General features: G+C 62.7%; 20 protein-coding genes. 12 read left to right on the top strand and 8 right to left on the bottom strand.

Annotated elements, in window-relative coordinates; translation table 11 throughout:
- Positions 1–47 precede the first annotated feature (47 nt).
- Complete coding sequence (locus AC6I9R_RS16300) at positions 48–1739, top strand: thiamine pyrophosphate-binding protein (protein ID WP_461427426.1); 1692 nt, start codon at positions 48–50, stop codon at positions 1737–1739.
- On the opposite strand, the gene AC6I9R_RS16295 is transcribed toward AC6I9R_RS16300, so the two are convergent.
- On the bottom strand, positions 1684–2628 hold the full coding sequence (locus AC6I9R_RS16295; RefSeq protein ID WP_461427427.1) for a LysR family transcriptional regulator: 945 nt from the start codon (positions 2626–2628) through the stop codon (positions 1684–1686). The genes AC6I9R_RS16300 and AC6I9R_RS16295 overlap by 56 nt on opposite strands.
- Before the next feature lie 98 nt (positions 2629–2726).
- Between AC6I9R_RS16295 and AC6I9R_RS16290 the strand changes: the two genes are divergently transcribed.
- Positions 2727–3842 (top strand): enolase C-terminal domain-like protein, encoded by a 1116-nt coding sequence (locus AC6I9R_RS16290; RefSeq protein WP_461427428.1) that lies wholly within the window; start codon positions 2727–2729, stop codon positions 3840–3842.
- A gap of 5 nt (positions 3843–3847) precedes the next feature.
- Here the strand turns inward: AC6I9R_RS16290 and AC6I9R_RS16285 are convergent, their stop codons facing one another.
- Positions 3848–4363, bottom strand: a complete 516-nt coding sequence (locus AC6I9R_RS16285; RefSeq protein WP_461427429.1) for a winged helix DNA-binding protein — start codon at positions 4361–4363, stop codon at positions 3848–3850.
- 131 nt (positions 4364–4494) lie between these two features.
- On the opposite strand from AC6I9R_RS16285, the gene AC6I9R_RS16280 reads away from it, so the two are divergent.
- The 6 genes from AC6I9R_RS16280 to AC6I9R_RS16255 all read left to right on the top strand — a co-directional run bounded on the left by AC6I9R_RS16280 (position 4495) and on the right by AC6I9R_RS16255 (position 9852).
- Entirely contained in the window at positions 4495–5742 is a 1248-nt protein-coding gene (locus tag AC6I9R_RS16280) for an NAD(P)/FAD-dependent oxidoreductase (protein ID WP_461427430.1), read from the top strand.
- A gap of 50 nt (positions 5743–5792) precedes the next feature.
- On the top strand, positions 5793–6776 hold the full coding sequence (locus AC6I9R_RS16275; protein WP_461427431.1) for a TRAP transporter substrate-binding protein: 984 nt from the start codon (positions 5793–5795) through the stop codon (positions 6774–6776).
- Positions 6777–6846: 70 nt separating this feature from the next.
- A complete protein-coding gene (locus AC6I9R_RS16270; protein WP_461427432.1) occupies positions 6847–7392 on the top strand; it encodes a TRAP transporter small permease in 546 nt (181 codons plus the stop codon).
- A gap of 4 nt (positions 7393–7396) precedes the next feature.
- Positions 7397–8710, top strand: a complete 1314-nt coding sequence (locus AC6I9R_RS16265; protein WP_461427433.1) for a TRAP transporter large permease — start codon at positions 7397–7399, stop codon at positions 8708–8710.
- Positions 8711–8722: 12 nt separating this feature from the next.
- Positions 8723–9649 (top strand): hypothetical protein, encoded by a 927-nt coding sequence (locus tag AC6I9R_RS16260; protein ID WP_461427434.1) that lies wholly within the window; start codon positions 8723–8725, stop codon positions 9647–9649.
- A 14-nt stretch (positions 9650–9663) separates the two neighbouring features.
- Positions 9664–9852 (top strand): hypothetical protein, encoded by a 189-nt coding sequence (locus AC6I9R_RS16255; RefSeq protein WP_461427435.1) that lies wholly within the window; start codon positions 9664–9666, stop codon positions 9850–9852.
- On the opposite strand, the gene iolG is transcribed toward AC6I9R_RS16255, so the two are convergent.
- From iolG to iolD, 5 genes are read right to left on the bottom strand one after another with little or no spacing between them, the layout of a single operon-like run.
- Entirely contained in the window at positions 9849–10835 is a 987-nt protein-coding gene (iolG, locus tag AC6I9R_RS16250) for an inositol 2-dehydrogenase (RefSeq protein ID WP_461427436.1), read from the bottom strand. The genes AC6I9R_RS16255 and iolG overlap by 4 nt on opposite strands.
- Positions 10828–11679 (bottom strand): class II fructose-bisphosphate aldolase, encoded by an 852-nt coding sequence (locus AC6I9R_RS16245; protein ID WP_461427437.1) that lies wholly within the window; start codon positions 11677–11679, stop codon positions 10828–10830. Before AC6I9R_RS16245 ends, iolG begins: the two co-directional genes overlap by 8 nt.
- Positions 11676–12515, bottom strand: coding sequence for a 5-deoxy-glucuronate isomerase (locus AC6I9R_RS16240; protein WP_461427438.1), 840 nt, complete (start codon positions 12513–12515; stop codon positions 11676–11678). Before AC6I9R_RS16240 ends, AC6I9R_RS16245 begins: the two co-directional genes overlap by 4 nt.
- A 15-nt stretch (positions 12516–12530) precedes the next feature.
- Positions 12531–13511, bottom strand: a complete 981-nt coding sequence (gene iolC / locus AC6I9R_RS16235) for a 5-dehydro-2-deoxygluconokinase (protein ID WP_461427439.1) — start codon at positions 13509–13511, stop codon at positions 12531–12533.
- A complete protein-coding gene (gene iolD, locus AC6I9R_RS16230) occupies positions 13511–15382 on the bottom strand; it encodes a 3D-(3,5/4)-trihydroxycyclohexane-1,2-dione acylhydrolase (decyclizing) (RefSeq protein ID WP_461427440.1) in 1872 nt (623 codons plus the stop codon). The genes iolC and iolD overlap by 1 nt, the downstream gene beginning before the upstream one ends.
- A gap of 120 nt (positions 15383–15502) precedes the next feature.
- Between iolD and AC6I9R_RS16225 the strand changes: the two genes are divergently transcribed.
- Genes AC6I9R_RS16225 through AC6I9R_RS16215 form a run of 3 tightly spaced genes read left to right on the top strand, consistent with a single transcriptional unit; the run spans position 15503 to position 18657 of the window.
- A complete protein-coding gene (locus tag AC6I9R_RS16225; protein WP_461427441.1) occupies positions 15503–16606 on the top strand; it encodes a Gfo/Idh/MocA family protein in 1104 nt (367 codons plus the stop codon).
- An 11-nt stretch (positions 16607–16617) separates the two neighbouring features.
- The gene (locus AC6I9R_RS16220) at positions 16618–17511 is read left to right on the top strand and encodes a sugar phosphate isomerase/epimerase family protein (RefSeq protein ID WP_461427442.1); all 894 of its coding nucleotides are present in this window, start codon (positions 16618–16620) and stop codon (positions 17509–17511) included.
- A 12-nt stretch (positions 17512–17523) separates the two neighbouring features.
- Positions 17524–18657, top strand: a complete 1134-nt coding sequence (locus tag AC6I9R_RS16215) for a Gfo/Idh/MocA family protein (RefSeq protein ID WP_461427443.1) — start codon at positions 17524–17526, stop codon at positions 18655–18657.
- Between the two features lie 92 nt (positions 18658–18749).
- Here the strand turns inward: AC6I9R_RS16215 and AC6I9R_RS16210 are convergent, their stop codons facing one another.
- Entirely contained in the window at positions 18750–19751 is a 1002-nt protein-coding gene (locus AC6I9R_RS16210; protein WP_461427444.1) for a LacI family DNA-binding transcriptional regulator, read from the bottom strand.
- Positions 19752–19930: 179 nt separating this feature from the next.
- Here AC6I9R_RS16210 and AC6I9R_RS16205 point away from each other — a divergent pair, with 179 nt between their 5' ends.
- Positions 19931–20881: a sugar ABC transporter substrate-binding protein gene (locus tag AC6I9R_RS16205; RefSeq protein WP_461427445.1), complete on the top strand. Its 951-nt coding sequence runs from the start codon at positions 19931–19933 to the stop codon at positions 20879–20881.
- Positions 20882–20951: the final 70 nt, after the last annotated feature.

Below are 20951 nucleotides of genomic sequence, written 5' to 3'. Positions count from 1 at the left end.
AGGTATATTGATCTGTATACAGTATGAAATGCAGGGGGGAGTCGCAGATGGACAACCAGATGAACGGGGCTGACGCGCTGGTCGGCATGCTCAAGGCCCATGGCGTGCGGCACATCTTTGGGCTTTGTGGCGACACCAGCCTTCCATTCTACGATTCCATGCGGTCCCACGGCGGGGACATCACTCATGTGCTGACCCGCGATGAACGCTCTGCCACCTATATGGCCGACGGCTACTCCCGTGTCACAGGCCGCCCCGGCGTGGCGGAGGGACCCTCGGGCGGGGGGGCGACCTACATCCTTCCCGGGCTGATCGAGGCCTCAGAATCCTCCTACGCCGTCCTTGGCATCACCACCGACATCAGCGTGGGCAGCTACGGAAAATACCCCCTGACGGAGGTGGACCAGAACGCCCTGATGGCGCCCCTGACCAAGTGGAACAGCGTCATCGTACAGGCCGCCCACATTCCCCGCATGGTCCGCATGGCATTCCGCGCCATGACGACGGGGCGCGCGGGCGCGGCGCATTTGGGCCTGCCTTATGACATCCAATACGACCCCGTGGACCCATCAGACATCTGGGCCGACCCCAAACACGCGAGTTACCCGGCCTATCCTCAAGGGCCCGAGCCCGGCGCGGCGGAGGCGGCGGTTGACGCGATCCTATCGGCCAAACAGCCGCTGATCGTTTGCGGCGGCGGTGTGGTCATCGCGGGCGCGATGGCGGAACTGGCGCGGCTGGCGAACCGCCTCGACATTCCCGTGGCAACGTCGATCAGCGGACAGGGCAGTCTGGCCGACACGGACCCGATGTCGCTCGGAGTCGTCGGCTCCAACGGCGGCACGGACGAGACGTGGGAAGCGATGGAGGCCGCCGATCTGGTGATCTTCATGGGCGCGCGGGCAGGCTCAACCACCACGGCACGGTGGGAGGCCCCCAAACCCGGCGCTCGCATCGTGCATTTTGACAGTGACCCCATGGTCATCGGCGCGAATTACCCCACGGAAGTGGGCGTCGTGGGGGACCTGAAGCTCTCCTTGCAGGCGGTTAACGATGTGCTCGACGCACGCGGGCAGGGCGCGGAAACCTTTGGCGGTGCCAAAGCGGTGGCCGACATCAAGGCCCGCAAATTCGAGCGTTTCAACGCGTTGGCGACCAGTGATGAGGCTCCGATCCGCCCCGAACGCATAGTTGCAACCCTCAACCGGATCCTGCCCGACGACGCCACAATTGTCTCGGACCCCGGCACCTCCTGCCCCTATTTCTCGGCCTACTATCAACAGGCACAGGCCGGCCGCTTCTTCATCACCAACCGCGCCCATGGCGCGCTTGGCTACTCGCTCTCCGCGTCTCTCGGCGCCTGGTACGGACGGCCCGCCTCGAAGACCGTTGCGCTCATGGGGGACGGCTCGTTCGGGTTCACCTGTGGAGAGCTGGAGACAGTAACGCGGGCGGGCGCCAACATCACGTTCATCGTCTTCTCCAATTCCAACTTCGGCTGGATCAAGGCGAGCCAAATGGCCGACAAGGGCTCGCGGTACTACAATGTGGACTTCAACCGCGTGGACCACGCGGCGGTCGCCAGCGCCTACGGCGTCAAGGCGTGGCGGGTGGAGGACCCCGCACGTTTGGAGGCCACGCTGAAGGAAGCCATCGCCCACGATGGCCCGACCCTGGTGGACATCATTGCGCAGCCGTTGGAGGAAGCCGCCGCCCCGGTGCGTCGCTGGATGGGGTAACGCGCTCCTGCGCGATCTCGGCTAGTAAAAGGGCCAAGAAATCACGGGCCAGGGCCGACAAGGGCCGTGTGCCCGAGGTGATCACCATCATGTCCATGTGGATCGCCGGGGCGAAGGGCCGGGTGACGAAACTGCCGCTTTCGTCGTGGTTCAACAGGAAAGGATCGAGCACCGCCACGCCCATGCCCTCCTGCACGAAACTGAGCATGTTTTTGAACAGATGCGTATGAACGCGCGCGTTCCACGGCACGCCCGCGCTGTCGAAAGCCTCTCGCGTGCGGCGGTGGGTCATGTGGTCGGGACCCATCACGATGAAGGGCTCTGATCCACAGAGCTCTGGCGTCAGAGCGTCGTGGCGCGTCAGCGGGTTTTCGGGGTGCAGCGCCAACTCCATCTCCACCCGGAAGGGATGGGTTTCAAGGGCATCATATAGCTGCGGCGCCTCGCACACGCCGATCTCAAAAAGGCCGGACATCACCCATTCCTGCACTTTGCTCGAATACTGCGACTGGAACGAGATCGACATATCGGGCCGCGACCGGGCAAATCGAGCGATCAGTTTGGGCATGAACCCAAACGACATCGCGTGTTGCGAGGCGACTTGTAGCTGCCCACCCTGCTTGTTTTGCAGATCCGTGACGGCCTGGCCCACATGGTCCAACCCGCGCACGACGGTATCGACCTCTTGATAAAGAACGCCCGCCTCCGGCGTGGGGATCAACCGGCCCTTCACGCGCTCGAACAGCTTGAACCGCGTCTCCCGCTCCAGTTGCGCCAGAAGGTTTGAGACCCCGGGCTGTGAGATGCCCAAAAGCGCCGCCGCCCCGGTCACAGTCCCGGTCTCGTAGGTGGCGTGGAAGGCTTGCAGCTGGCGGAATCGGATCGACATGGGCGAGGTATATCACTTTTGGTGATGCGTAGGCAAAGAATGCGTATTTGAAATGATGTCTGATCCCAGCCACCCTACACACGCTTTGGGGGAGCAGAATGTCTGACCAAGACCAGATCATCACCGGGTTCACGCTGCGGCACTTGTCGCTGCCTGTGAACGCGCGGCGGGACCACGGCATCGGTTCGGTCGCGGGCGCGGTTGAGATCGTGGTGCTGCGACTGGAGGCCGAGGGTGGGACGCAAGGGTTTGGGGAAGCCTCGCCCTGGGTGGTTTTCACCGGATCTGTCGAGGCGACCTACGCCGCCTTGGACCGTTACCTGCGGCCCCTGGTTGTCGGACGGCGTGTGGGCGATCACGCCGCGATCATGGAAGACGCGCGCGCGGCTGTCGCCCATTGCACCGAGGCTAAGGCCGCCTTGGACACGGCGCTTTTTGACCTGCGGGCCCGGATCGCGGGCGTGCCGGTTTGGGCCCTTCTGGGCGGCAAGTGCCGCGACAAGATCCCGCTCAGCTGTTCGATCGCGGACCCGGATTTTGACAAGGACCTCAGACTGATGGAACGCCTCCGCGATGACGGCGTACGGATCATCAAGCTGAAGACGGGCTTTAAGGATCATGCCTTTGACATGATGCGGCTCGAACGGTTGCGTGCCGATTTCCCGGAGTTCGACATCCGCGTCGACTTCAACCAGGGCCTGCATCACGACACTGCCCTGGCGCGGGTCAAGGATGTGGCGACGTTCAAGCCAACGTTCATTGAACAACCCGTGAAGGCGCATCTGCGGGCCCTGATGGCGCGCATTCGCGATGCCGTTGACGTGCCGCTGCTGGCCGATGAAAGCATTTTTGGCCCTGAAGATATGGCCGAGCATCCGGGCATTGCCGATGGGGTGTCGATCAAAATCATGAAATCCGGGGGCCTGACCCGCGCCCAAACCGTCGCGTGCATGGCAGCGGCGCGGGGCATGTCGGCCTATGGGGGCGATATGTTCGAGGCCGGGTTGGCGCATCTGGCAGGCGCCCATATGATCGCGGCCACGCCCGAGATCACGCTGGGGTGCGAGTTCTATCAGGCCACCTATTTCCTGTCCGAAGACATCCTGGCCACGCCGTTTCCCGTGGAAGATGGACATGTCGTTTTGCCCGACGGACCCGGTCTCGGTGTAGATCTGAACGACGACGCTCTGGCGCGTTTCGAGGTGGCGCCATGACCCGCCTAATACGTCGCGGCTGCGCGCGCCGCCTGATCGTATTGCCCGGCCATCAGGCGCAACAGGCGGCTCAACCGGCTGACCTGATCCCGCTCGATCCCCAACTCATCCAGGGCCTCCAGCAGCAGCGTATTGCGGATCTCGCGGTACCGCGCGCAAACCTCCGCGCCCGCGTCTGTTGTGGTCACCGTCTTCTCTTTTCCCAAGCGCCCTTCCGTCACCAGCCCCGCTTTGCGCAGCTTTTTCACGGAGTAGTTGACCGTGTGCGTATCCTCGACATTGAGCACAAGGCAGATGTCAGCGAGTGTCTTGGGCCGCCCGCGGTGATGGGTCGAGTGCAGCACCAGCACATCCAGCGCCGACATATCCGGGTGCCCGGCCAGGGCCATCGCCCGCATCATCCAGCGGTGGAAGGCGTGGTTGGAAAGCGTCAGGCCGAACTCGAATTCCGAAAGCTCGGGAAAGCCGCTGTCGGCAAGATGTGCGGACGAGACGACATGGGTGAGGTCAGTTTCAGTCATGGGTCCAGTCCGCATGCTCAACAACAAAATGTCAACAAATTGTTGACGAATTGTTTTTCACCGTCAAGGATGAGGCAGATTTCAGGAGGAAGCGCATTGGTGCGACGCGACGGATCACGGGGGAGGGCGGCATGAGTGCCGGGCATCCGACCGTGGTGATCGGCGCGGGGATTGTCGGCGTCTCGACGGCGATCTGGCTCAAACGCGCCGGGCGCGCAGTGACGTTGATTGATCGCGGCGCGCCGGGGCAGGGGACGTCCTATGGCAACGCGGGCGTGATCGCGAATTGCTCGGTGGTGCCGGTAACGACGCCGGGGCTGATCCGCAAGGGGCCGAAACTGTCGCTCGACCCCAACTTCCCGCTGTTCGTCCGGTGGTCCTACATGCCCAAGCTGCTGCCGTGGTTGGTGAAATACCTCGGCCATGCAAACGACACGGACACCCGCCGCATCGCGCGCGGGCTCACGGATATCGTGGGCGACGGCGTGGAACAGCACGTCGCGTTGGCAACGAATACCAGGGCGAAGGATTGGATTGCTCAAAGCGATTACACCTTTGGCTATTCGGACCGCGCCGCCTTTGAGGGCGACAGCTACGTCTGGGACCTGCGCCGCGAGGCCGGGTTCGCACCGGAACTGATCGACGGCGCGGATGTTGCCGACTATGAGCCGAACCTCGGGCCAGACATCCGTTGCCTTGCCGTGATGAAAGACCACGGGTTCATCCGCGATCCCGGCGGCTATGTGGCGGCCCTCGCCGAAGAATTCCTGGCCCTCGGCGGGCATTGGCACCAGGCGGATGTGAAGGATTTCACCTACTCCGGCGACAAGGTCACGGCGATCGAGACATCAGGCGATTCGATCGCCTGCGACGACGTCGTTCTGGCAACCGGCGTTTGGTCCAAGCCGCTGATGAAGCGGCTCGGCTTGACCATCCCGCTTGAGACAGAGCGCGGCTATCACATCGTCTACAAGAACGCCGAGAACGCCCCCAAGATGCCAATCATGGTCGCGTCCGGCAAATTCGTCGCCACGCCGATGGCCGAGGGTCTGCGGTGCGCCGGCGTGGTCGAATTCGGCGGGCTGGAGGCCGGTCCGTCGAAGGCACCCCTTGCCCTGCTGCGCCGACAGGTCAAACAGGCTTTTCCCAACTTGCAGGCCAGCGAAGAAGTCGAATGGCAGGGCCATCGTCCGGCGCCTTCCGATAGCCTGCCGCTGATCGGACAGGTCCGCAATACGGGCGTCTACGTGGGCTTCGGCCACCATCACATCGGCCTGACGGGCGGCCCCAAAACGGGCCGCCTGATCGCTCAGCTGATGACGGGGCAGCGTCCCAACATGGACATGTCCCCTTATGATCCGGCAAGGTTTGCATCATGAAACCTGCTGGCAAGAACAATAAAAACCCAATGAAACAAGGAGAAAGACAAATGAAATTTACTCACATCGCGGTCTGCGTGGCCGCCGCAACGGTCGCCTTCCCAGCCGCTGCTGAAACCTGGGACATGCCGATGGCATACTCCGGCTCCAACTTCCATTCCGTCACGGGCGCGGAGTTCGCCCAATGCGTGACCACCGGCACCGGCGGCGAGATTGAGATCACGACCCACCCGGGCGGGTCCCTCTTCGCGGGCGCAGACATCAAGCGTGCGATCCAGACCGGTCAGGTCCAGATCGGGGAGCGTCTGCTGTCTGGTCACCAGAACGAAGACGCGCTGTTTGGCTTTGACTCGATCCCCTTCCTCGTCGGCTCCTTCGATGAGCACGACATGCTCTGGCAGGCCGCAGAAGGCCCGATCCGGGAGCTTCTGGAAGGCCAGAACCTGCACCTTCTCTATTCCGTGCCGTGGCCGCCCCAAGGCCTCTACTTCAACCAGGAAGTGAACTCGGTCGCCGACATGGAAGGCATCCGCTTCCGCTCCTACAACAACGCGACGAACCGTCTGGCCGAGCTGACGGGCATGTTGCCGGTGACGATTGAAGCGGCGGAAATCTCCCAAGCCTTCGCCACGGGCGTGGCGTCCTCCATGGTCTCCTCGGGCGCCACCGGCTACGACCGCCGCGTCTGGGAAAGCCTCAGCCATTTCTACGAGGTCGATGCCTGGCTGCCCCGCAACTACATCATGGTGAATGGCGACACCTGGGCCGCCACGTCCGAGGCCAACCAGAACGTCATCAACGCCTGTGCTGAGCTGGCCGAATACGCTGGCACCTGGCGCGCGCGGGAATACACGGGCTTCACGCTGGCGGGCCTCGCCGCCGGTGGCATGACCGTGCAGCCCGCAGGCGACGCGCTGATGGACGAGCTGCGCGCCATTGGCGAGACGATGACGGCCGAATGGCTGGAAGCCGCAGGCGAAGAAGGCCAGGCCATCATCGACGCCTTCCGCGAAGCGGCGGCAGCTGCTGAATAAGCGATCTCTCCGGGGCGCGCGCGCAAACCGCGCCCCGGCCTTTCCCTGCGATGCAAGGTGGTGCCCCATCATGTCCTCCCCATCCGAGCCCCGAGGTTTCCTGCGCAAGTGTCTCGACGCGCTCTACACCGCTTGCGGTGTGGCCGCCGCCCTGTGCCTGATCGCGATCCTCTTGCTGATCGTCGCCCAAATGGTGGCCCGCTGGACCGGTGATATCTTCCCGGGTGCCCCCAACTACGCGGGCTACATGATGGCCGCCGCCAGCTTCCTCGCCTTCGCGGCGGCCCTGAACGGCGGCGCCCATATCCGCGTGTCGATCCTGCTGAACGCGGTGCCGCCGCGCATCAAATGGGCGCTGGAAGTCTGGTGCTTCGCCATCGCCTCGGCCACCATCGCCTACTTCGTCTACTACGCCTACTGGTTCGTCTACTGGTCCTGGCGCTTCAACGAGGTCTCCCAGGCGCAAGACGCAACGCCCCTATGGATCCCGCAATCGGTCATGGTCATCGGCGGCGGCGTCTTGTTCATCGCCTTCCTCGACAACCTGATTTCCGTCCTTCTCAAGGGCAACCACCGCATCGGCGATAACACCGTCGATCAAAGCTTCGGGGAATGATCTGATGACCGAAGTCTATGCCATCATCTTGTTTTTGTTCGTTCTCTTCTTCCTTCTGGGCACCGGCGTCTGGGTCGGCGTGGCGCTGATGGGCGTGGCTTGGGTGGGGATGGAGTTGTTCACCACGCGCCCCGTCGGCGACACGATGATCACCACGATCTGGGCCACGTCATCCTCCTGGACCCTCACAGCGCTGCCACTGTTTATCTGGATGGGAGAGATCCTCTACCGCACCCGCCTGTCCGAAGACATGTTCCGGGGCCTCTCACCCTGGCTGGCCCGCCTGCCCGGCGGCCTCGTCCACACCAATATCGTCGGTTGTACCGTCTTTGCCGCTGTCTCAGGCTCCTCCGCCGCCACGCTGACGACCGTTGGCAAGATGTCCATCCCCGAACTGCGCGCCCGCAAATACCCCGAGCATATCGTCATCGGCACCCTGGCAGGCGCCGCCACCCTCGGCCTGATGATCCCGCCCTCGCTGGCGCTGATCGTCTACGGCGTGGCGGTGAACCAATCCATCACGGAACTCTTCTTTGCAGGCGTCTTCCCCGGCCTCGTCTTGGCGCTCATGTTCATGGGCTATGTCGCGGCTTACTCCGTGATCTCCAAGGGCTGGCAACCGACGCTGGAGACGGCGATGAGCTTCGGTGAAAAGCTGACAAACTCCCGCTTCCTGATCCCCGTGATCCTGCTGATCATGGTCGTCATCGGTTCCATGTACACCGGCACGGCGACCGCCACCGAAGCCGCGGCCATCGGCGTCATCGGCTCGCTTCTCTTGGCGGCCTCGCAAGGTTCGCTGAACTGGACGAGCTTCCGCGAAAGCCTCATGGGTGCCACACGGACGTCGGCGATGATCATGCTGATCCTCGCAGGTGCCGCCTTCCTGAAGCTGTCCATGGGCTTCACCGGCCTGCCGCGCGCTTTGGCCGATGGCATTGGCGCGCTGGAGCTGTCGCGGTTCGAATTGCTGATGATGCTCCTGGTCTTCTACATCATCCTTGGCATGTTCCTCGACGGGATTTCCTCGGTTGTCCTCACCATGGCGGTGGTCGAACCGATGGTCGTTGAGGCCGGTATCGACCTGATCTGGTTCGGCATTTTCGTCATCGTCGTCGTCGAAATGGCCCAGATCACACCACCCATCGGCTTCAACCTCTTCGTGCTACAAGGCATGACGGGGCACGAGATGGGCTACATCGCCAAAGCCGCCCTGCCGATGTTCATGATCATGGTTCTGATGTGCTTTGTGCTTATCTGGATCCCCGACCTCGCCATGTGGCTGCCCGAGACGATGCGCGCCAGTCCCGGTGGATAATAGGGGGATCGGATGAGCGTGCTTGCCTTCTGCGCCCGTCACGGGCGTTGGGGGCTGGTGGTTGGGTTGATCGCGGGGCTCGCCCTACCGGGGCTTGCCCAAGCGATGCGCCCCTGGCTGCCGCATATGGTGGCGGGGCTCCTGTTCATCACCGCCTTCCGTGTCGGATATCGCGGATCGGTTGGGCAGCTCAGCGCCGCGCCGCGCGTGCTGGCCGAGGTGCTGGTGCTGCAATTGGTCCTGCCGTTAGTAGGCCTTGCCGTGGTCTTCGCCTTCGGCCTCTCTGCCACCACCGCCGCCTTGGCGATTGTGCTGATGCTTTCGGCCCCCTCAATCAGCGGCTCGCCCAACTTCTCGGTCCTCGTGGGCCACGATCCGGCGCCCGCGATGCAGATCATGGTCCTGGGCATGGCGTTGTTCCCGCTCACCATCCTGCCGGTTCTGTTCCTGCTTGGCCCCTCGTTTGGCGACACCAGCGGCGTCCTGGCCACAAGCCTGCGCCTCATCGTGATCATCTTCGCGGCCACGGGCCTGGGGTTCCTGGCCCGCGCGTGGCTGTTGCCAAAGGCGACACCCGCCCAAATCCAGAGCCTCGACGGGGCAGGGGTCATCGCTTTGGCCGTCATCGTCGTGGGCTTGATGGCAGGCATCGGCCCGGTCTTCACGCAATCCCCGCTGGTCTTGGCCGGCTGGTTGGTCCTTGTTTTCGCGGCGAATTTTGGCCTTCAAATCCTCGCCTATGCGCTGGTCCCAAATGGCCCGCGCGCCGCGCCCTTCAGCCTGATTGCGGGCAATCGCAACGTCGCCCTGTTCCTGCTCGCCCTGCCGCCGGACCTCACCGACCGGCTGCTGCCCTTCATCGGCTGCTACCAACTGCCGATGTACCTGACCCCCTTGATCATGGCGCGCCTCTACCGCTTGCGACCGCCCGCGGCTTGAGGCAGGGAGAGGTCATGCAACTGATCGATCCGGACCACCCGTTTTTCCAACCGCTCTGGCGGCGCGTGCTTCTGGTCGCGGTGCCCTTTGCCTGGGCGTTTGTGGAGATGTCTTACGACAACACCATCTGGGCCTACCTTTCGGCGGGCATCGGCGGCTTCCTGGCGTGGAACCTGATCATCAAATGGCCCAAGAAGGACTAAAGGCTCACCGGCTGGCCTGTCTCTTGCGACAATGCCGCGGCATCCGCCATGATTTGCGCTTGAAGCCCATCTTCGATTGATGGGTTTGGCGGCATGCCCGATGACACGAAGTCGATAAACGCCTTCATTTCAGCGGCATAAGCAGCTTCATAGCGCTCCAGAAAGAAGTTCAGCGTGGGCGCCCGGCGGAAGCCATCGGCAGTGGCCACCTCAACGGAAGTCTCCAAGATGTTCTCCGCGCGCAGCATGCCTTGGGACCCGTGAACCTCGATCCGCTGGTCATAGCCGTAGGTTGATCGGCGCGAATTGGAGATCTGGCAAATGCGCCCCGAGGCGGTCGTCAGTGTGACGGCAGCAGTATCCACATCGCCCGCCGCGCCGATCTCTGGGTCGACAAGGCACGACCCGACCGCGCTCAAAGTGGTGAATTCCTCCCCCATCAGAAACCGCGCCATGTCAAAGTCGTGGATCATCATGTCCCGGAACAACCCGCCCGAGGTCTTGATATAGCCAATCGGCGGTGGAGAGGGGTCTCGCGATGTGATCTGGATCAGTTCCACCGCGCCGATTTCGCCTGCGCGAAGACGTGCCTGAAGGGCGGCGAAGTTGGGATCAAACCGGCGGTTGAAGGCGGTGAAAAAAGGAACCTCTGCCTTCGCCGTCACGTCCATCAACGCCCGGATGTTATCCACAGACATATCCACAGGTTTTTCACAGAAGATCGCCTTGGAACCCTTTGCCGCCGCTTGGATTTGGTCGAAATGCGTTGAGGTCGGCGTGCCAATGACAACGGCATCGATGTCGGGCGCTGAAAGGATCGCGTCCGTGTCCCGCAACTCCGCGCCCAGGCGGGCTGCCAAGGCCTCTGCGGCGGCGGGCATCGCATCGGAAACGGCAACGATCTTGGCGTTGTCCAACCCTTTGACGGTGCGGGCGTGGACTTGTCCGATCCGCCCGCACCCCAGAAGCCCAATCCTAAGCATCACTCACCCCTTTGCCTTGCGCATTCATCCCGCGAAACACCGTGCGGGCGGCCTTGAGCACCGGCTCATGTGTGTCCCGCAATATCTGCACCCGGTCAAACCGCGCCGCATCAGCGTTCACCGCCTCGCGTAGCGCCGTTCCAAATGCCATGCGCAGCTCCGTCCCGATGTTGAACTTGCAGATATTCGAGCCCGTCGCCAGGGCCATGCGCTGTGCCAGCGGCACGCCTGACCCGCCGTGGATGACCAGCGGCACATCGGTAACGGCCTCGATCGCGCGAATGCGCGCCTCGTCCAGACCGCCCTCGTGATCCTGTTGCAGATGCACATTGCCGACGCTGATCGCCATGGCATCGACGCCGGTTTCTTGCGCGAAGCGCGCGGCATCTGCTGGGTCCGTGCCCGCACTATCTTCGCCGCCGGAGTATCCGACAAAGCCGATCTCGCCCTCCGCCGAGATCCCGGCGCCATGGGCCAATTCCACGACCGCGCGGGTCTGCGCAATATTGTCGTCCAGCGGCAGCCGGGAGCCGTCGAACATCAAGGACGTGAACCCCGAATCGAGCGCGGCCTTGCACTCGTCCATTGTGTAGCCATGGTCCAGATGGGCCACGACGGGAACCGAGACGCTATCGGCCAAGTGTCTGAACATCTTACCCAAAATCGGCAGCGGCGTATGTTCGCGGCACGAAGGCCCTGCCTGCAGAATAACCGGCGCGCCTTCGGCCTCCGCCGCCATGGCGAAGGCCCGCATGTCTTCCCATCCCAGACAAACGAGGCCTGGTACGGCATATCCGCCCGCCATCGCCGGGCGCAGCACGTCCGCAAGTGTGGCGAGCGTCATTTGAACTTCGCCACCATGTCCATGATGCCCGGGATCGTGTGCAACTGCTCAGCATGGGTGGGTTGGAAGTATTGTTTCAGACTGCGCTGTGACAGCCCCCCGAGGATCGTAAAGTAGTACATTTCGTACCCCGGCAGAGCACAGCAGGGGTGGTATCCCTTGTCGATCAGCACTGTAGAACCATTCACGATATGGTAGGCATCCCCGGGCTCATTATCCACGCGCTGCAGCATCTGCAGGCCGGATCCATAGTCCGGCTTGAACCGGAAGTTGTAGCATTCATCGTGGCGGGTCTCATCCGGCAAACGGTCCGTGTCATGCTTGTGTGAGGGGAAGCCAGACCAGCCGCCGGCACCGACGGTAAACAACTCGCTTACCAGCAGGCGGCCTACGCGGTCGTGGTGGCCGGCACCCAGGATGTGTTTGATCTTGCGATGGGTTTTCGTATCGTCAGACCCGTATTGTACCAGGTCCAGGTCGGCCGAACGGACCGCGAAAGGGGTCAGCGTTTCGGCGAACTGCGCCCCCGCGACGAAGACCTCGGCATCTGTCCGCGCCGTCATGCGCGCGCCTGTATTTGTCGGCACGTAAACCCCTTCCGGGTCGCCGTCCCAGACGTCTGCCCCCCGGTTGCCGATGTCGGCAAAGGTCTCTCCTCCGACCTCAACCGTGACGGTGCCAGTCGCAGGCACGATGCAGGTTTCATAGCCCCGCAAGCGATAGTCAAAACTCTCGCCCGCTTTCAGTTTTACGATATTGAAGTACGTGAGGGGGACATGCGCATCCCCCACGTCCACAATGGCTTTGTTCTGGTTGTCAAAGGGGGGGATATGCATGGTGGTGTCGTCCTTTCAGGCCAGCGCGCTGGGGGCGGTCGGCCCGGGGTGGTCGTTCATGAAGGTGTCAAGCTCGGTCCGGGTTGGCATCGCGGGGGCGCAGCCAACGCGCGCCACGACCATCGCGGCAGCGGCCGAGCCCTGCAGCACAGCGTCCGAGACAGACAACCCATCGGCCAGGCCAGAGACGAATCCGCCCATGAAGCTATCGCCTGCGCCCGTCGGTTTCAGGGCATCCGTCCGGTAGATCCCGGTGCGCACTTCTGCATCGGCGGTGATCGTGACGGCGCCCTCTTCGCCCATTTTATAGACCGCAATCGTTGCACCGTTGGCAATCAAATCGCGCGCTTTTTCAAGGCCTTGATCATAGTCGCCCGCCATAAACCCGAACTCCACATCGTTGCCGACGATGACGTCACACAACCCGCCCGCGCGCGAATAGACGTCGGCCGCAACCTCGGCAGAGGGCCAGGAGTAGGGGCGATAATCCACGTCGAAGATCAACGGCAATCCTGCGGCTTTGGCCAGCTCGAAGGCCCGAAACGCCGCGCTGCGTGACGGCTCCGCCGCGAAGACCGTGCCGGTGGTGATCAAGGCGTCGAACGCTGAATAGTCCACGGCCTCGACGTCCGCGATAGTCATCTCGAAATCGGCGGCGCCGTTGCGGTAGATGACCGATTGGTGGTCTTCGATCCGGGTCTCAACAACGGCGAGCGAGTTCCGCGCCTCGCCGCCCTCGGCGTGAACATGGGTCCGGTCGATGCCATAGTGGTCGAGCTGGTTACAACAAAACCGCCCAATCGCATCGTCGGCGACTCGGGTCACCAACGCCGCCTGCCCCCCCAGCTTGGTGATCGCAACGCCGATATTGGCGGACGACCCGCCGAGGCAGGTGAAAAACTGCGCCGCGTCCTCGGTTTTCGTGCCCGGCGGATCGGGATACATGTCCATCCCGGCGCGCCCGATGATCAGGAAGTTCTTGCCGCTGAAGTGCATCACACGCCCTGCCGCTGCTTGACCCGGTCCGCTTCCCACTCCGCATGTTTTTCGCGGACATTCGCGTTGTCCGACACCTCTGCCGTGCCGACCTCCCACCAGGTATGTCCCTCGGTCGTCCATCCCTCATAGGGGTCGACTTTCATCACGATCACCGAGGTTTTGGCCGCGGCCTTGGCGCGCTTGAATGCGTCGGCGAGATCGGTGGCGTTAGAAACTGTTTCCACCGCCGCGCCCATGGCGCGGGCATGGGCCTCAAAATCTACGGTGAACGGCTCGGGCACCGTGGGGCAATCGGCGATCAGGTTGTTGAAACTCTCGTTTCCGGTGTTGTTTTGCAGCTTGTTGATGACCGCGAAACCGCCGTTGTCCAGGACCAGAACGATCAGTTTCTTCTGCGTCAGCACGCTTGAATAGATATCGGAATTCATCAAGAGGTAACTGCCGTCTCCCACAAAAACGATGGTATCCTCTGTGGGCTCACGTTCGGATTGTGCAATCCGCGCGCCCCATCCCCCGGCGATCTCATAGCCCATGCAGGAGAAGCCGAACTCCACGTCCACGGTGCCCACGTCCAACGTCCGCCAGTTGGCCGTCACCTCGGCGGGAAGGCCACCGGCGGCGGTCACAATCCGGTCGCGTTTGCCACACAAGGCGTTCACGACGCCAATTGCCTGAGCGTAGGAATTTGGCCGATTCCCGACGGCCACGTTACCGGCGACATAGGCGTCCCACTTGGAGCGCTCTTCTTGCGCCTTTGCTGTCCAGACTGCGGGCGCTTTGTACCCTTCCATTGCCTCTGAAAGCGCCGGGAGGCTCAGTTTCGCGCAACCGACGACGGGCATTGAATGGTGCTTGGCCGCGTCGTGGCGGCCCACGTTCATCCCGATGATCCGCGCGTCTTTGGCGAAAGCAGTCCAAGACCCGGTAGTGAAATCCTGCAGACGTGTTCCCACTGCTAGAATGACGTCAGCTTCCGCGGCAATGGTGTTGGCCGAGTCCGACCCCGTGACCCCGAGTGGCCCGATGTTGAGCGCCTCATCGGCCAGCATGTTCGCGCGCCCGGCGATGGTTTCGACGACAGGTATATTGTGTGCCTGCGCGAGTTGGGTCAGCTCCGCCACGGCGCCCGCGTACTGTACGCCACCGCCCGCAATGATTATCGGGCGCTTCGCCGACGACAAAAGAGCCGCGGCCTCGGTGATTTCGGCGAGGTCCGGCGCCTGCCGCCTGATGCGATGGACACGGCGGGTAAAGAAGCTTTCGGGGTAATCGTAGGCCCACCCTTGCACGTCCTGCGGCAACCCAAGGAAGGTAGGACCGCAGTCGGCGGGGTCCAGCATGGTAGCCAAGGCGGCGGGTAAAGACTGAATGATTTGAGCGGGATGCGTGATCCGATCCCAATAGCGCGTGACCGATTTGAACGCATCGTTAACGCCCAGGGTCGGGTTTCCGAAATGCTCCAGCTGTTGCAGAACCGGGTCGGGCAGGCGGGTTAGAAAGGTGTCGCCGCAGAGCATCAACATCGGTAACCGGTTGGCATGGGCGAGGGCCGAAGCGGTCAGCAGGTTCGCCGTGCCTGGCCCGGCAGAGGCGGTGCAAAACATGAAGCGGCGGCGCAGGTGATACTTGGCATAGGCCGCGGCGGCGAACCCCATGCTTTGCTCATTTTGTCCGCGATAAAGTGGCAAATCATCCTGCACTGGATAGAGTGCCTCGCCCAGGCACGGCACGTTCCCGTGCCCGAAAATCCCGAAACCCCCGCCGCAAATGCGCGTCTCGATGCCGTCAATCTCGATGAACTGGTTCATCAGGTAGCGCACAATGGCCTGGGCCACGGTCAGCCGGAGGGTGGCATTCGGTTCGGTCATGGTCATTCCCCGGTGCGGCGCAGATCTGGCGCCGCTCAGATTGGATATTGCGAAGCAGTCGCCCTCAGGATACGTGTTTTGCAACCGGTTGCAACATGATTGAGCAAGGGAGGGTTTGCCATGACAGAGATCGGCATTGGTCTGGTCGGCGGCGGCTATATGGGCAAGGCCCACGCGGTCGCCATGGCGGCCGTCGGCGCGGTGTTCGACACCGCCCTGCGCCCTCGGCTTGAGATGGTGGCGGCGTCCAGCGACGCCTCGGCAGAACGCTATCGCGCCGCCTACGGATTCGCGCGAGCCACCGGCGATTGGCGCGCTTTGGTCGCGGACCCGAGGGTGGAGGCTGTGGTGATCGCTTCACCACAAACGACCCACCGCGCCATTGCGGAAGCCGCATTTTCTGCCGGAAAGCCAGTGTTTTGCGAGAAACCCCTTGGGGCGTCTCTGGAAGACGCGCAGGCAATGGTTGCGGCGGCCGAGGCCTCGGGCCTGGCCAATATGATCGGGTTTAATTACGTGCGCACGCCGGCGACTCAGTTCGTTCGACAGCTGCTGGCGGAAGGCGCGATTGGCGATGTGACGTGGTTCCGCGGCGAGCACACAGAAGACTTTCTGGCCGACCCGGATGAACCTGCCAATTGGCGGACGACGGGTCGGGCGAATGGCTGCATGGGCGATCTCGCGCCGCATATGATCAACTGCGCGTTGGCTTTGATGGGCCCCATGGCAGAGATTTCAGCGTCGATCGAGACGGTTCATAAAACCCGCGGCGGCGTGGCCGTGGACAACGATGACCACGCCCAAATGATGGTGCGCTTCGCGAATGGCGCCTTGGGACACCTCTATTTCAGCCGCACGGCGACCGGGCGGAAAATGGGCTATGCCTATGAAATACATGGCACAAAAGGCGCGATCCGGTTCGATCAAGAGGATCAGAACGCCGTCCACCTCTACCGCGCTGAAGGGCCGGAGGCCACACGTGGGTTTACCAGGATTCTGACTGGGCCCGAGCATCCGGATTACCTGCCGTTCTGCCAGGGACCGGGTCACGGCACGGGTTACCAGGACCAGATCATCATCGAGGCGCGCGACTTTCTGCGCGCCATTGAAAACGGAAAGCCCGTCTGGCCGACGTTCCGTGAGGGGCTTGAGGTAAGCTGCATCATCGATACCGCCTTCACTGCCGCCGACACCGGCGGCTGGACTTCTATCCCTCTGGATTGAAAGGGAATTTCATGACAATTCGTATCGGCAACGCGCCCTGCTCCTGGGGAGTGGAATTCGCGGACGATCCGCGAAATCCGACGTGGCAATCGGTTTTGGCCGACTGCGCGGCTGCGGGTTATAAGGGCATCGAGCTTGGACCCGTGGGTTTCATGCCAGAAGATCCAGCGCTTCTGGGTGATGCGTTAAGCGCCCATGATCTGGAGCTGATCGGCGGTGTCGTGTTTCGCCCATTCCATGACCGGGACGCGTGGGATGACGTCATGGATGGGGCGGTGCGGACGTGCAAAGCGCTGACATCGCATGGGGCGCAACATCTTGTTTTAATTGACTCTATTTCCCCTCGTCGGGCGCCTACGGCGGGACGCGCTGCCGCAGCGGAGCAAATGGGTCAAGCGGAGTGGTCCGCCTACCGCGACCGGATCGCGGCCATCGCAAAGATGGGCGCAGAGGAATATGGCCTGACCGTCGGGATTCACGCCCATGCGGCGGGGTTCATGGACTTTGAGCCTGAGTTAGAACGTCTTCTAGAGGAAGTGTCTGAAGATATTCTTAAAATCTGCTTCGACACGGGCCATCATTCCTATGCTGGCTTCGACCCCGTAGCCTTCATGAAGCGGCACATGGATCGCATTTCCTACATGCATTTCAAAGACATCGACCCGGTCGTTAAAGCTGATGTGATCGAGAAATCCACAGACTTCTACACAGCCTGCGGGCAAGGGATTTTCTGTAACCTGGGGCAGGGCAACGTTGATTTCACCGCCGTGCGGCAGGTCCTTTTGGACGCCGGATTTGAAGGCTGGTGCACGGTGGAGCAGGATTGTGATCCGCTTTTGGATGTTCGCCCGCTCGACGACGCGAGAGCGAACCGTGAATACCTTGAATCTATTGGCTTTAATTGAAGGCGTGACGCGATGACGAAGCTGAAATGGGGCATGATTGGGGGCGGCGAGGGCTCTCAGATCGGGCCGGCGCACCGGTTGGGGGCGCAGGCGGATGGGAACTTCGTGCTGGCGGCTGGGGCCTTGGATCACGATGCGGAGCGGGGCCGTAAGTATGCGGAATCGTTGGGTGTTTCGCCGGATCGCGCCTATGGCGACTGGCGCGAGATGCTGGCGGCGGAAAGCGCGCGGGAGGACCGCGTGGATCTGGTGACGGTGGCGACGCCGAATTCCACGCACTTTGAGATCACCAAAGCCTTCCTTGAGGCGGGCTTCCATGTGCTCTGCGAAAAGCCCATGACGATGACCGTAGAGCAGGGGGAAGAGATCGTCCAAGTCGCGGAAAAGGCAGGGAAAATCTGCGCCGTTAACTATTGCTACTCGGCCTATCCGATGGTGCGAGAGATGCGCCATATGGTGGCGGCGGGTGACATTGGGAAGGTGCGGTTGGTGGTCACGAACTTCTCTCATGGGCACCACGGGGACGCGGCTGATGCGGATAATCCGCGGGTCCGCTGGCGCTATGACCCTGAAATGGCTGGGGTTTCCGGGCAGTTCGCGGATTGCGGGATCCACGCGCTGCATATGGCGAGTTTCATTGCGGGCGACGAGGTGCGGGAACTCTCCGCTGACTTCGCCAGCGCTATCGACAGCCGCGTGCTTGAAGACGACGCCATGGTTAATTTCCGCATGGAAAACGGCACCGTGGGGCGGCTTTGGACGTCCTCTGTGGCGATCGGCCGTCAGCACGGGTTTGACATCCAAGTGTTTGGAGAGACTGGCGGATTCCGCTGGGCGAGCGAGCAGCCGAACCAGGTTTTCTACACGCCCGTGGGCGGGCGCACGCAGATCATGGAGAAGGGCGAAGCGGGCCTTTCCGATGAGGCCACGCGCCTGTCGCGGGTCGCGATTGCACACCCTGAGGGCTTCCCGCTGGCGGTTGCCAATATCTACGTGGATCTGGCCGCTGCGATCCGGGGCGGGTCCTCGGACAACCTGCCGAAAGCGGCGGATGGGGTGCGGTCGATGGCGGCGGTTTATGCGGCTGTCGCCTCGGCGAAAGAGCGCGGAAAATGGGTCGACGCGCGGCCCCCAATGTTCCGATAGGGGCTGTACACAACCCGTACACTGGGGTGTACACAACCTGTACATACGCAATGTGCGCACAGAACGCAGGCGAAGCCGTTCGTTCTGTGCGTTTACTCGGGCAGCGCGCGCAGCGTGCCCCGCTCGATCACCCGGCACGGGAAAAGCCGCGTCTCGGGGTGGCGGGCCGGGTCTTCGACCGTGCCAATCACCAGGTCGATGGAGGCGCCGATGATCTCGGCGACGGGCTGGCGGATTGTGGTCAGGTTGATGTTCTGCCACGCCGACATCTGCATGTCGTTCAGCCCGATGATCCCGATGTCGCCCGGCACCGACAGCCCGGCCTCTTGCACGGCGGATAGGGCGCCGACGGACAGGACGTCATCGCCGCAGAAATACGCCTCTGCTGGGTCCTCCATCAGGCGTTTGGTCATCTCGACCCGGCCTGCATCGAAGGAATAGGCGGAGGCGTAGCTGACGGAGACCTCGACCTCGGGGTGTTCGTGCAACGCGCCGAGGAAGCCAAGGGCGCGGTCCTGGGTGGAGGTGGCGTTTTCCGGCCCGCCCAGGAAGGCGACGCGCTTGTAACCCCTTGATATCAGGGCCTCTCCGGCCATTCGGCCACAGGCGACGTTGTCGATGCCCACGACGTGGACCTGCGGGGCGGTGGTGTAGCGGCCAAAGGAATGGACGACGGGAATGCCCGCCGCGCGGTAGGCCTCGGCGAAGCTGGGGGGCAGGGTGGAGGAGGCGACAATGGCGCCATCGACGGAGTATTGGCGCATCATCCGGACCGAGCCGATCGGATCTGTTTCGTCGCTGAGGTTGACCAGAAGGGGGCGCAGGCCGCGGTCCTGAAGGCCGCGGGTGAAACGGTCAAACACCTCTAGAAACAAGGGGTTATGGAAGTTGTTGGAGACGAGGCCGATCAGTTTCGTGCGCCCGGTCGTCAGGGACGAGGCCAGCGCGTTGGGCGAATAGCCCAGGTCGTCGGCGGCCCGTTCCACCTTGGCGCGGGTCTTCGGCGAGACAGAGGCGCCTTCGGTAAATGTCCGCGATACCGCAGAGGTCGAGACGCCCGCGCGCGTCGCCACATCCTTCAGGGTAACTGCCATTTCAACCGTCTTTCCTTGCTGCCCGGGTGATACATCGCTTGTAAGCCAAGGGCCATCCTGAGGTCCCGTTGCAATTTTTGCAACCGGTTGCAAAAGAGTCGAATCGCGGCTACGGTTTTGGCCAAGGCGAGCGTGGTTTCGTGCCATACGACTCGCCCAAGACCTTTTGGGAGGAAACTATGAACGCATTTTTCAAAACATTGGCCGTCTCCGCCGTCGCTCTGATGGGCGCCACGGCGGTGAACGCCGACGGCCACATCGGTGGCGAGCGCTATGTGCTGGTCAGCCACGCGCCCGACAGTGACAGCTGGTGGAACACGATCCGCAACGCTCTGGCGCTGGCCGGTGAGCAGATGGATGTGGAAGTCGAGTATCGCAACCCGCCCACCGGTGACATCGCCGACATGGCGCGTCTGATCGAGCAGGCGGCGGCCTCCGGCCCCAACGGCATCATCACCACGCTGGCCGACCCTGCCGTTCTGTCCGACAGCATCCAGGCTGCCGTGGACGCAGGCATCGACGTGATCATCATGAACTCCGGCACGCCCGAGCAGGCCCGCGAAGTGGGCGCTTTGATGTACGTGGGTCAGCCCGAGTATGATGCGGGCTTCGCCGCCGGTCAGCGCGCGGCAGGCGACGGTGTGACCAGCTTCCTCTGCGTGAACCACGTGATCTCCAACCCCGTCGTGGCCGAGCGGTGCTCGGGCTTTGCCGACGGTCTGGGTGTGGATCTGGGCGACAGCATGATCGACGCGGGCCAGGACCCGGCCGAGATCCAGAACCGGGTGATCGCCTATCTGACGGCCAACCCCGAGACCGACGGCATCCTGACCCTCGGCCCGACCTCGGCTGACCCGACGATCCTGGCGCTGGAAGAGATGGGCCTTGCGGGCGACATCTACTTCGGCACGTTTGACTTGGGCGAGAACATCGTGGCGGGCATCCGCGACGGCGTGATCGAGTGGGGCATCGACCAGCAGCCCTTCCTGCAGGCCTACCTGCCGGTTGTCGTGCTGACCAACTATCACCGGTACGGCGTGCTGCCGGGCAACAACATCAACTCCGGCCCCGGTTTCATCACCGCAGACGGCCTGGAGCTGGTGGAAGCGCTGGCCGGTGAATTCCGCTGAACGCTTGATCCTATAGCGATCTTTAGGGGCAGGCGGCGGCAACGTTGCCTGCCCTTTTTCCATCCAAAGA

This window comes from Gymnodinialimonas sp. (assembly GCF_059726805.1).
Note: the sequence above shows the minus strand (reverse complement) of the source record. Positions and strands in the feature narration are given on the sequence as shown.

Bases quoted from the DNA above. Each gene is read 5' to 3' on its own strand.
- AC6I9R_RS16300 (WP_461427426.1), top strand. From the start codon at position 48: ATGGACAACCAGATGAACGGGGCTGACGCGCTGGTCGGCATGCTCAAG.
- AC6I9R_RS16295 (WP_461427427.1), bottom strand. From the start codon at position 2,628: ATGTCGATCCGATTCCGCCAGCTGCAAGCCTTCCACGCCACCTACGAG.
- AC6I9R_RS16290 (WP_461427428.1), top strand. From the start codon at position 2,727: ATGTCTGACCAAGACCAGATCATCACCGGGTTCACGCTGCGGCACTTG.
- AC6I9R_RS16285 (WP_461427429.1), bottom strand. From the start codon at position 4,363: ATGACTGAAACTGACCTCACCCATGTCGTCTCGTCCGCACATCTTGCC.
- AC6I9R_RS16280 (WP_461427430.1), top strand. From the start codon at position 4,495: ATGAGTGCCGGGCATCCGACCGTGGTGATCGGCGCGGGGATTGTCGGC.
- AC6I9R_RS16275 (WP_461427431.1), top strand. From the start codon at position 5,793: ATGAAATTTACTCACATCGCGGTCTGCGTGGCCGCCGCAACGGTCGCC.
- AC6I9R_RS16270 (WP_461427432.1), top strand. From the start codon at position 6,847: ATGTCCTCCCCATCCGAGCCCCGAGGTTTCCTGCGCAAGTGTCTCGAC.
- AC6I9R_RS16265 (WP_461427433.1), top strand. From the start codon at position 7,397: ATGACCGAAGTCTATGCCATCATCTTGTTTTTGTTCGTTCTCTTCTTC.
- AC6I9R_RS16260 (WP_461427434.1), top strand. From the start codon at position 8,723: ATGAGCGTGCTTGCCTTCTGCGCCCGTCACGGGCGTTGGGGGCTGGTG.
- AC6I9R_RS16255 (WP_461427435.1), top strand. From the start codon at position 9,664: ATGCAACTGATCGATCCGGACCACCCGTTTTTCCAACCGCTCTGGCGG.
- iolG (WP_461427436.1), bottom strand. From the start codon at position 10,835: ATGCTTAGGATTGGGCTTCTGGGGTGCGGGCGGATCGGACAAGTCCAC.
- AC6I9R_RS16245 (WP_461427437.1), bottom strand. From the start codon at position 11,679: ATGACGCTCGCCACACTTGCGGACGTGCTGCGCCCGGCGATGGCGGGC.
- AC6I9R_RS16240 (WP_461427438.1), bottom strand. From the start codon at position 12,515: ATGCATATCCCCCCCTTTGACAACCAGAACAAAGCCATTGTGGACGTG.
- iolC (WP_461427439.1), bottom strand. From the start codon at position 13,511: ATGCACTTCAGCGGCAAGAACTTCCTGATCATCGGGCGCGCCGGGATG.
- iolD (WP_461427440.1), bottom strand. From the start codon at position 15,382: ATGACCGAACCGAATGCCACCCTCCGGCTGACCGTGGCCCAGGCCATT.
- AC6I9R_RS16225 (WP_461427441.1), top strand. From the start codon at position 15,503: ATGACAGAGATCGGCATTGGTCTGGTCGGCGGCGGCTATATGGGCAAG.
- AC6I9R_RS16220 (WP_461427442.1), top strand. From the start codon at position 16,618: ATGACAATTCGTATCGGCAACGCGCCCTGCTCCTGGGGAGTGGAATTC.
- AC6I9R_RS16215 (WP_461427443.1), top strand. From the start codon at position 17,524: ATGACGAAGCTGAAATGGGGCATGATTGGGGGCGGCGAGGGCTCTCAG.
- AC6I9R_RS16210 (WP_461427444.1), bottom strand. From the start codon at position 19,751: ATGGCAGTTACCCTGAAGGATGTGGCGACGCGCGCGGGCGTCTCGACC.
- AC6I9R_RS16205 (WP_461427445.1), top strand. From the start codon at position 19,931: ATGAACGCATTTTTCAAAACATTGGCCGTCTCCGCCGTCGCTCTGATG.